The 7,930-nt window shown below is 62.2% G+C and carries 8 protein-coding genes; 1 reads left to right on the forward strand and 7 read right to left on the reverse strand.

Annotation, left to right across the window (positions count from 1 at the left end; all coding sequences use genetic code 11):
• Nucleotides 1-664 (forward strand): beta-xylosidase family glycoside hydrolase (locus PFH44_RS22485; protein WP_283826202.1); only part of this gene is annotated, 664 nt, incomplete at its 5' end.
• A gap of 3 nt (nucleotides 665-667) precedes the next feature.
• Here PFH44_RS22485 and PFH44_RS22490 read toward each other — a convergent pair.
• From PFH44_RS22490 to ahr, 7 genes are all read right to left on the reverse strand, one after another.
• Nucleotides 668-1,426 (reverse strand): IclR family transcriptional regulator, encoded by a 759-nt coding sequence (locus tag PFH44_RS22490; protein WP_283826203.1) that lies wholly within the window; start codon nucleotides 1,424-1,426, stop codon nucleotides 668-670.
• A gap of 132 nt (nucleotides 1,427-1,558) precedes the next feature.
• A complete protein-coding gene (locus PFH44_RS22495; RefSeq protein WP_283826204.1) occupies nucleotides 1,559-2,869 on the reverse strand; it encodes an ABC transporter substrate-binding protein in 1,311 nt (436 codons plus the stop codon).
• A gap of 140 nt (nucleotides 2,870-3,009) precedes the next feature.
• Nucleotides 3,010-4,080: an ABC transporter ATP-binding protein gene (locus tag PFH44_RS22500; protein ID WP_283826205.1), complete on the reverse strand. Its 1,071-nt coding sequence runs from the start codon at nucleotides 4,078-4,080 to the stop codon at nucleotides 3,010-3,012.
• Nucleotides 4,081-4,085: 5 nt separating this feature from the next.
• Nucleotides 4,086-4,910: a phosphodiesterase gene (locus tag PFH44_RS22505; RefSeq protein WP_283826206.1), complete on the reverse strand. Its 825-nt coding sequence runs from the start codon at nucleotides 4,908-4,910 to the stop codon at nucleotides 4,086-4,088.
• A 10-nt stretch (nucleotides 4,911-4,920) separates the two neighbouring features.
• The gene (locus PFH44_RS22510) at nucleotides 4,921-5,808 is read right to left on the reverse strand and encodes a carbohydrate ABC transporter permease (protein WP_283826207.1); all 888 of its coding nucleotides are present in this window, start codon (nucleotides 5,806-5,808) and stop codon (nucleotides 4,921-4,923) included.
• Nucleotides 5,798-6,670 carry a carbohydrate ABC transporter permease gene (locus PFH44_RS22515; protein ID WP_283826208.1) on the reverse strand — a complete coding sequence of 291 codons (873 nt, stop codon included), beginning with the start codon at nucleotides 6,668-6,670 and terminating at the stop codon, nucleotides 5,798-5,800. Before PFH44_RS22515 ends, PFH44_RS22510 begins: the two co-directional genes overlap by 11 nt.
• Before the next feature lie 187 nt (nucleotides 6,671-6,857).
• Nucleotides 6,858-7,877, reverse strand: a complete 1,020-nt coding sequence (ahr, locus tag PFH44_RS22520; RefSeq protein ID WP_045853264.1) for an NADPH-dependent aldehyde reductase Ahr — start codon at nucleotides 7,875-7,877, stop codon at nucleotides 6,858-6,860.
• Nucleotides 7,878-7,930 lie beyond the last annotated feature (53 nt).

Raw genomic sequence — 7,930 nt, forward strand, 5'->3', positions numbered from 1 at the left:
GCAGATGGCGGAAAGCCAGGCGGCGGCAGAGCCGGCGTGGTGCGACGAGTTCGATGGTGCGGCCCTCGACCCGGAGCTGCAAACCCTGCGCATTCCCTTTGATGAGACGCTCGGCTCCCTCAGCGCCCGGCCGGGCTATCTGCGCCTGTACGGCAACGATTCGCTTAACTCCACCTTTACCCAGTCCACGGTGGCGAGGCGCTGGCAGCACTTTGCCTTCCGCGCTGAAACGCGGATGGAGTTTGCGCCGGAGAACTTCCAGCAGAGCGCCGGTTTAACCTGCTATTACAACACTAAAAACTGGAGCTACTGTTTTGTCGACTTCGAAGAGGGGCGGGGCAGAACGCTGAAGGTGCTGCAGCTCGACCACAACGTGCCTTCCTGGCCGCTGCACGACCAGCCGATCCCGGTGCCGGACGAGGCGCAGAGCGTGTGGCTGCGGGTGGACGTTGACCATCTGGTGTACCGCTATAGCTATTCGTTTGACGGCGAGAGCTGGCACCGGGTGCCGATCGACTACGCGGCGTGGAAGCTGTCGGACGACTATATCGGCGGCCGCGGGTTCTTTACCGGGGCGTTCGTCGGCCTGCACTGCGAGGATATCAGCGGCGACGGCTGCTACGCTGATTTTGACTACTTCCGCTACCTGCCGGTAGCAGAGTAGCCATCAGGCCGGGTAGCCCAGCGCTTTTGATAGCTGGTGCCCGGCCTCTTCCAGCTGCAGCCGGAAGCGGGTGAGCTCGTCATCATCCACCCGCGAGGTGAGGGTGGAGAGGCTCAGCGCGGCAATCACCCGCGATTCATGATTCCACACCGGTACCGCCACGCAGCGCACGCCCTGTTCGTTCTCTTCGCTATCCAGGGCGTAGCCCCGGGCGCGGGTTTGCGCGAGTATTGCCAGCAGCGCCTCGCGGGAAGTGATGGTCGTGGGCGTGAAGGGCGTGTACTGATAGCCTTCGAGCAGGGTATTCAGCTCCGCGTCGCTCAGCCAGGCAATCAGCACCTTGCCGATGGCGGTGGCGTGCACCGGCAGGCGGCGGCCAATGCGCGAGTAGGCGATGGCGGCGAGCCGGCCTTCGATCTTCTCTATATAGACCCCTTCGCGGCCGTCGAGAATACCGAGATGGGTGGTCTGCCCGGTATGCTGCGAGAGCTCCGTCAGCCAGCCCTTCGCCTTCTGGCGGATATCCATTGAGCCCACCACAAAGTGGCCGCGCTCCACCAGCTTCATGCCGAGGCGGTATTTGCCGTTTTCCGGATTCTGATCGATATAGCCGTGCAGCTGCAGGGTTTTGAGCAGCGAATGGAGCGTGCTTTTGCTCAGGCCCATTTGCTTGCTGATGTCGGTGATTTTGAGCTCCTTCGCCTGGTCGTTAAACAGATCGAGGATCGTCAAGGCACGTTCAACAGACTGAATAATAGGCATTATGTACGACCATTCGCGCGGGGAGAGGGTGAAAAAGTACCTTTTTTACGCTGAAAAATCAAACGGCTGGGGTGAAAATGCCTTGTCGCCCCGCTCGGCGCGGTGCGGCCGTCGGGGCGACGAGGCGGAGGCTTACTTTATCTCCGCGAGCGCGGTTTTATCCACGTAGGGCTTCATCAGGGCATCGGCCTCTTTCTGCGCGGCCTGGGCCGCCGCTTCCGGGGTGACCTTCGCATCGTTGACTACCGCCGCCAGCTGGTTCTCCATCGCCTTACGTACGGCGACGGTTTCCCAGGTGGAGTACCACGGATGGGCGTATTTCAGCTGCTCCAGGGCGATGGCCGCGCGCGGGTCCTGCTGCAGATAGGCCTTCATTTCCGGCGTATCGTAGGCGGCTTTGCGCGGGGAGAAGTAGCCGGTGAAGCGGCTCCACTCGCCGTTGACCTGCGGGCTGACGAGGTAAGTGAGGAACTGATAGGCCGCTTTTTTCTGCTCGTCGGAAATGCCTTTAAAGCTCACCAGGCTGGCGCCGCCGATCGGCACCGCGCGCTGCTCTTTGGCCGGCAGCATCGCCACGCCGAGCTCGAAGTCTTTGCTGTTCTCGCGCATAAAGCCCAGCGCGCCGGTGCTCAGCATCGCCATCCCCACCTTGCCGGAGAAGAAGGACGCGCTGATCTGCTTCGAGTTGAGCACGCCGGAGGGCATCACCTTGTCCTGATAGACCAGGTTCTGCCAGAAGCGCAGGGCGCCGATGGTGGTCGGGGCGTTGTAATAGACTTCGCCAGGATAGTCTTCGTTAAAGTACTTCCCGCCGTTGGCGCGCACCAGCGCCGAGAAGATCCAGCCGCCGTAGTCGTCGTTGGTGGACGGCAGCATAATGCCCCACTGGCCTTTGCTCTCGTCGGTCAGCTTTTTGGCATCCGCCAGCAGCTCGGCCCAGGTCTGCGGCGGCTGCTTAATCCCGGCCTGCTCGAACAGGGTTTTGTTGTAGTAGAGGATCGGCGTCGAGTTATGGAACGGAATAGCGTAGGTGGTGCCCATCACCTGGGCGTTTTTGTGCATCGCCGGCCAGAACTCTTTGACCAGGAAATCCCCGGCCTTCTGGTCGCCGTATTTAAACAGCTCGTCCATCGGCAGGATCTCATCCTTGAGCGCCAGGTCGGTGGTGAAGTTGGCGGACATAATCACCAGCGCCGGCGGCTGCCCGGCCTTCTGCGCCGACTCGGCTTTGATCTTGGTGGTGTCGTAGTTGCCGGTAAAGATCCCGCGCACCTCCACGTCCTGCTGCGAGTCGTTAAAGGCTTTGATGACGCGGGTCATCTCCATGGTCAGCTTGCCGTCTACCGGCGCCGGGAACATGAAATCGATCTTCTCTTTCGCCAGCGCCGTACCGCAGAGGGCAAGGCTAAGGCTGACGGTGATGGCCGCTAAGGGCTTAAGCATGGTCAATCTCCTGGAGTAAGCGCCTGGTCCTCAGGCTATTTTATTTGCCAGTTTGACCCTGGGCAGTGCTCAGAATCCTCACGTACTACGTGTACGCTCCGATTCTTGCGCGCTGTCCGTGTCCAAACTGACTGCAACAATTACGCCTGATGAGCGGGCGCTAAATTATGCTGTTTCTCAGCATGAAAAAGATGAATATCCCCGGGCGAGAAGCCGAGGATCAGCGAATCGCCTTTCTCCGGCACCGCGCCGCGATGGCGGCGGCTAAAGCGCAGGGTGCCGATGGGGGTGCTGACGTGGAGCAGGTAATCGGCTCCCATCAGTTCTCGTTGCAACACGGTGGCGGGCAGGCGCAGATGGCCCTCCTCCACGCGATCGCTGATATGTTCCGGGCGGATCCCTAGCCAGACGCGGGACTCGTCGCGATAGCCCGGCGGCAGCGGATGGAGCAGCTCGCCGAGCCGTACCTCGCCGTCGGCGCAGGGCAGCGACAGCAGGTTCATCGCCGGGGAGCCGATAAACCCGGCGACGAACAGGTTGGCCGGGTGGGCGTAGAGGTGCTCCGGACGCCCGACCTGCTGCACGTGGCCGGCGTTCATCACCACGATGCGGTCGGCCATCGACATCGCCTCGGTCTGGTCGTGGGTGACGTACACGGTGCTGGTTTTTAGCTGCTGGTGGAGATCCATAATGCTGTCGCGCACCTCGCTGCGCAGGCGGGCGTCGAGGTTGGAGAGCGGCTCATCCATCAGGAACAGGCGCGGATTGCGCACGATGGCGCGGGCCATCGCCACCCGCTGGCGCTGGCCGCCGGAGAGCTTCGCCGGCTTGCGATCCAGCAGGGCGTCCAGCTGCAGCATCTGCGCGACGTTATCCACCCGCGGCTGCCAGCTGGCCTTCTCCTCTTTGCGCACCTTCATGCCGAAGGTGATGTTGTCGCGCACCGACAGATGCGGGAACAGGGCGTAGTTCTGGAAGATCATCGCGAAGTTGCGCTCGCGCGGCGACATATCGGTGATGTTCTGCTCATGCAGCCAGATTTCACCGTCGCTAACCCGATCGAGCCCGGCCAGCAGGCGCAGCAGGGTGCTTTTACCGCAGCCGGAGGGGCCGACCAGCACCACGAACTCGCCTTCGTGAATATCCAGCGACAGGGCGCTGAGGGCCGGCTTGCCGTCGAAGCGTTTGGTGATATTTTGCAGACTCAGCATCGTGATTAGTGCTCTTGCGTTGGGCAGCTGATGTTTTCGTCATACAGCCACGGCCCGGCATAGTGCGCCAGCGAGTGCTGGTAGCTCACCCACTGCTCGCCCACCTGGCGATGCATCACGCAGGAGGCCGGCGACAGGTCGTAGTACGGGCGGGTATCTTCGTGGAAATAGGGCACCTGATGCACGGTTCCCGGCACGGTGGAGATAATCGCCTGGCGGTACTGGGTCAGGGTCAGGCTGTGGTTGTGGCCGCAGAAGATGCGCGTCAGCGACGGGAAGCGCTCCACCAGCGCCAGCAGGCGATAGCCGTTTTCACAGGCGATGGGGTCCATCTGGGCGTTGCCCAGCGGCAGCGGCGGGTGGTGCATAAATACCGTCGCCGGCTTATCGCCGCCGTCGAACAGCTGTGCTTCCAGCCATTTAATGGTCTCATCGGTCAGCCAGCCGCTGGAGGTGCCGGCGCGGCTGGAGTCGATAAACAGCAGGCGGGTGGTAAAATCGTCCACCGCGTAGCGCATGTTCTGCGGGTCGCTGCCGAGCTGCGGGCACAGCGGATGCAGGTATTCGAGAAACAGCGCTTTGTCGTCGTGGTTGCCGGGAATGAGATACAGCGGGTAGTTCAGGCCGCTGAGGATCTGGCGGGCCGCCTCGTACTCCTCCGGGCGACCGCAGTTGACGATATCGCCGCTGACCACCACCGCGTCCGGACGCTCCTGCAGGGCGTTGAGCTGGGAAACCACGTCGGCGTTGGCGGCATTAACGTCGATAAAGCCGTACAGCTTCTGGCCGTGGCTGCGGAAGTGGGTATCGGAAATTTGCGCTAACAACATCAATAACTCCTTATTTGATCCCGGAGAAGCCGAAGCTTCGCAGGAACTGTTTCTGGAAAAGGATGAAGGCCAGCATCAGCGGCAGGCAGACCATCAGCGTCCCGGCGCCGATGGTGCCCCACTGGCCGCCGGATTCGGCGCCCATGGCGAAGGAGACCAGCCCCACGGTCAGCACCTGCTTATCGGGATCGTTGAGCATCATCAGCGGCCACAGGTATTCGTTCCAGTGGTAGGTAATGCTGACGGTGGCGAAGGCCAGCACCGACGGCCAGGACATCGGCAGCAGCACGCGGAACAGCACCTGCCACCAGCGACAGCCCTCCATCAGCGCGGCTTCCTCCAGCTCTTTGGGGATGGCGAGGAACGCCTGGCGCATCAGGAACACGCCGAACGCCGAGGTGAAGTAGGGCATCATCACCCCGGTGAGGGTGTTGAGCAGGCCGAAGGTTTTCAGGGTCAGCATGTTCGGCACCATCATCACTACCGGCATGATCATCAGCTGCACTAAAAACAGCAGGAACAGGGTCTGCTTGCCGCGGAACTCGTGGCAGGCGAAGACGTAGCCGGCGGTGGTGATGGTCAGCAGCTGCACGCCGAAGGTGCCGAAGGCGAAGATAAGGGTGTTGGCGTAGAGGCTCAGCCAGTCGGCGCTGGCCCAGGCGTCGCGGAAGTTATCGAGGGTCAGCGGCAGCCGGGGCAGCAGCGAGGCCATATCCTCGCCGAAGGTGGTGGCGCTAAACGAGGTCGCCAGCATCCAGATAAACGGGCTGACCCACAGCAGCGCCAGGCAGCACATCAGCACGCTGAGGGTAAAGGGCTGCGAACGGCGCAGGCGTAGCCACAGCGGACGCGATGCGCCCGGCGAGCGCACGGCCAGCGGCGAGATTTCAGCGCTCATGGTGGGCTCCTTTTTCCAGCAGTCTGAGGTTAAGCAGCGAGAAGGCGAACAGCCCGGCCAGCGTCAGGAAGGTGGCGGCGGAGGCTTTGCCGAAGTCGTGGGTATCCCACGCCAGGTTCTGGATGTAGTAGAGCAGCACGGTGGTGGCGTTGTCCGGCCCGCCGCGGGTCATCACCGCCACGTGGTCAATCTGGGTGATGGAGTAGATCAGCGCCGTGGTGATGACGAAGCTCAGGGTCGGGCGCAGCAGCGGCAGGGTGACCTTAAAGAACACCTGGCGGCGGGTGGCGCCTTCCATAATCGCCGCTTCGCGGGTCGAGGCGGGGATGCTCTGTAGGCCGGCGAGGAAAAACAGCATGTAGTAGCCGGCGAACTTCCACACCCCAATCAGCGCCAGCGCCAGCAGGGCGGTGTTGCTGCGCCCCAGCCAGTTGTTGTTCATGGGTCCGAAGATTTTCGCCAGATAGTGGTCGAGCAGGCCGAGGCCGGGCATAAAGATAAACAGCCACAGCGCGGCGGCGCTGACCATCGGGATAATCATCGGGAAGAAGAAGGCGGTACGCAGCCAGCGGTTGAGGCGGTGGTTTTCGCTCAGCGCCACCGCCAGCAGCAGGGCGAGGGTCACGCCCGGCACCACCGTCAGCAGGATATAGAGCAGGTTGTTGACCAGCGACTGCCAGAAGACGCTATCGGCGAACAGGCGGGTGAAGTTATCGAGGCCGACGAACTGCGCGCCGTCGCTGACCATCCGGGTATCGAACAGGCTGTCGTAGACCGATCGCCCCAGCGGGAACCAGGTAAAGAGCAGTAAAAACAGCAGCGAAGGTGACAGTATCAGCCAGGGGAGCCAGCTTTTTCTCATAACGGCGACGTCTCAATCGGGCATTGTCGAAGCACGGATTGTGAGAAGCTTTGACTGCAAAAGTATGGCGGGAAGATGACTATTTAATGACCGGGGGCGCAGCTGCCGGGCAGACGGGATGCCCGGCAGAGAGGTTACAGACCGGCGCTCAGGCAGCGTATATGCGGCCTGAGCGCGGCGGAGATCGTCAGAAGTCGGCTTTCAGCACCACCCGATAGCGGGCCTTGCCTTCGCGCACGTGCTTGAGCGCCTCGTTGATTTGCGACATCGGGAACAGCTCGGTGGTTGGCGCCACTTTGCTGCGTCCGGCAAACTTCATCAGCTTGCGCAGCTCGGACGGGTTGCCGGTCGCCGAACCGGAGATGCTGCGGTCGCCGCCGATCAGGGTGAAGGCGGGAACCGGGAACGGCTTCATCACCGCGCCGACGGTGTGGAAGTTGCCGCCCCAGGAGAGGGCTTCGAAGTACGGCTGCCATTCGAGATCCACCGCCACGGTGTTGATGATCAGGTCGAACTGGCCGGCCAGTTCTTTTAAGGCTTCAGGATCGCGGCTGTTGACCACGCGATCGGCGCCCATCGCCAGCACTTCCTGCTCTTTCGCCGGGTTGGAGCTGAAGGCGGTGACCTCCGCGCCCATCGCGCGCAGCAGCTTGATGGCGATATGGCCGAGGCCGCCGATGCCGATGACGCCGACGCGGCTGGTGGCGGTGACGCGATGCATCAGCAGCGGTTTAAAGACGGTGATACCGCCGCAGAGCATCGGGCCGGCGGATTCGATATCGATGCTTTCCGGCAGCGGGATCACCCACTGCCAGTCGGCGCGCAGCTTATCGGCAAAGCCGCCGCGGTTGATGATGGTCGGCACCGAGCCTTCCAGGCAGTTGATCTGGTTGCCGCTGATACAGGCGTCGCAGTGCCCGCAGCTGCGCGCCGTCCAGCCGATGCCGACCTTCTGGCCGACCTTCAGCCCTTTCTCCTGCGCCGCACTGCCCAGCGCCGCGACGCGGCCAATGATTTCATGCCCGGCAACCAGCGGGTAGCTCGACATGCCCCATTCGTTGTCGATCATCGACAGGTCCGAGTGGCAGATGCCGCAGTACTCCACCTGCACCTCGACATCTTCCGGCCGGAGTTCGCCGGCGTCGTATTCCCACAGCGACAGATCGGCGCCCGCTTCTTTGGCGGCGTAGCTTTTAATTGTGCTCATGACGGTTTCCTTGGGTTTGGCGTAGATAATCAGGAAGTGTAGAGCATTGGGGG

This window comes from Klebsiella sp. Ech2A (genome assembly GCF_030078455.1).
Classification (GTDB): domain Bacteria; phylum Pseudomonadota; class Gammaproteobacteria; order Enterobacterales; family Enterobacteriaceae; genus Klebsiella; species Klebsiella terrigena.

Bases quoted from the DNA above. Each gene is read 5' to 3' on its own strand.
- PFH44_RS22490 (WP_283826203.1), bottom strand. From the start codon at position 1,426: ATGCCTATTATTCAGTCTGTTGAACGTGCCTTGACGATCCTCGATCTG.
- PFH44_RS22495 (WP_283826204.1), bottom strand. From the start codon at position 2,869: ATGCTTAAGCCCTTAGCGGCCATCACCGTCAGCCTTAGCCTTGCCCTC.
- PFH44_RS22500 (WP_283826205.1), bottom strand. From the start codon at position 4,080: ATGCTGAGTCTGCAAAATATCACCAAACGCTTCGACGGCAAGCCGGCC.
- PFH44_RS22505 (WP_283826206.1), bottom strand. From the start codon at position 4,910: ATGTTGTTAGCGCAAATTTCCGATACCCACTTCCGCAGCCACGGCCAG.
- PFH44_RS22510 (WP_283826207.1), bottom strand. From the start codon at position 5,808: ATGAGCGCTGAAATCTCGCCGCTGGCCGTGCGCTCGCCGGGCGCATCG.
- PFH44_RS22515 (WP_283826208.1), bottom strand. From the start codon at position 6,670: ATGAGAAAAAGCTGGCTCCCCTGGCTGATACTGTCACCTTCGCTGCTG.
- ahr (WP_045853264.1), bottom strand. From the start codon at position 7,877: ATGAGCACAATTAAAAGCTACGCCGCCAAAGAAGCGGGCGCCGATCTG.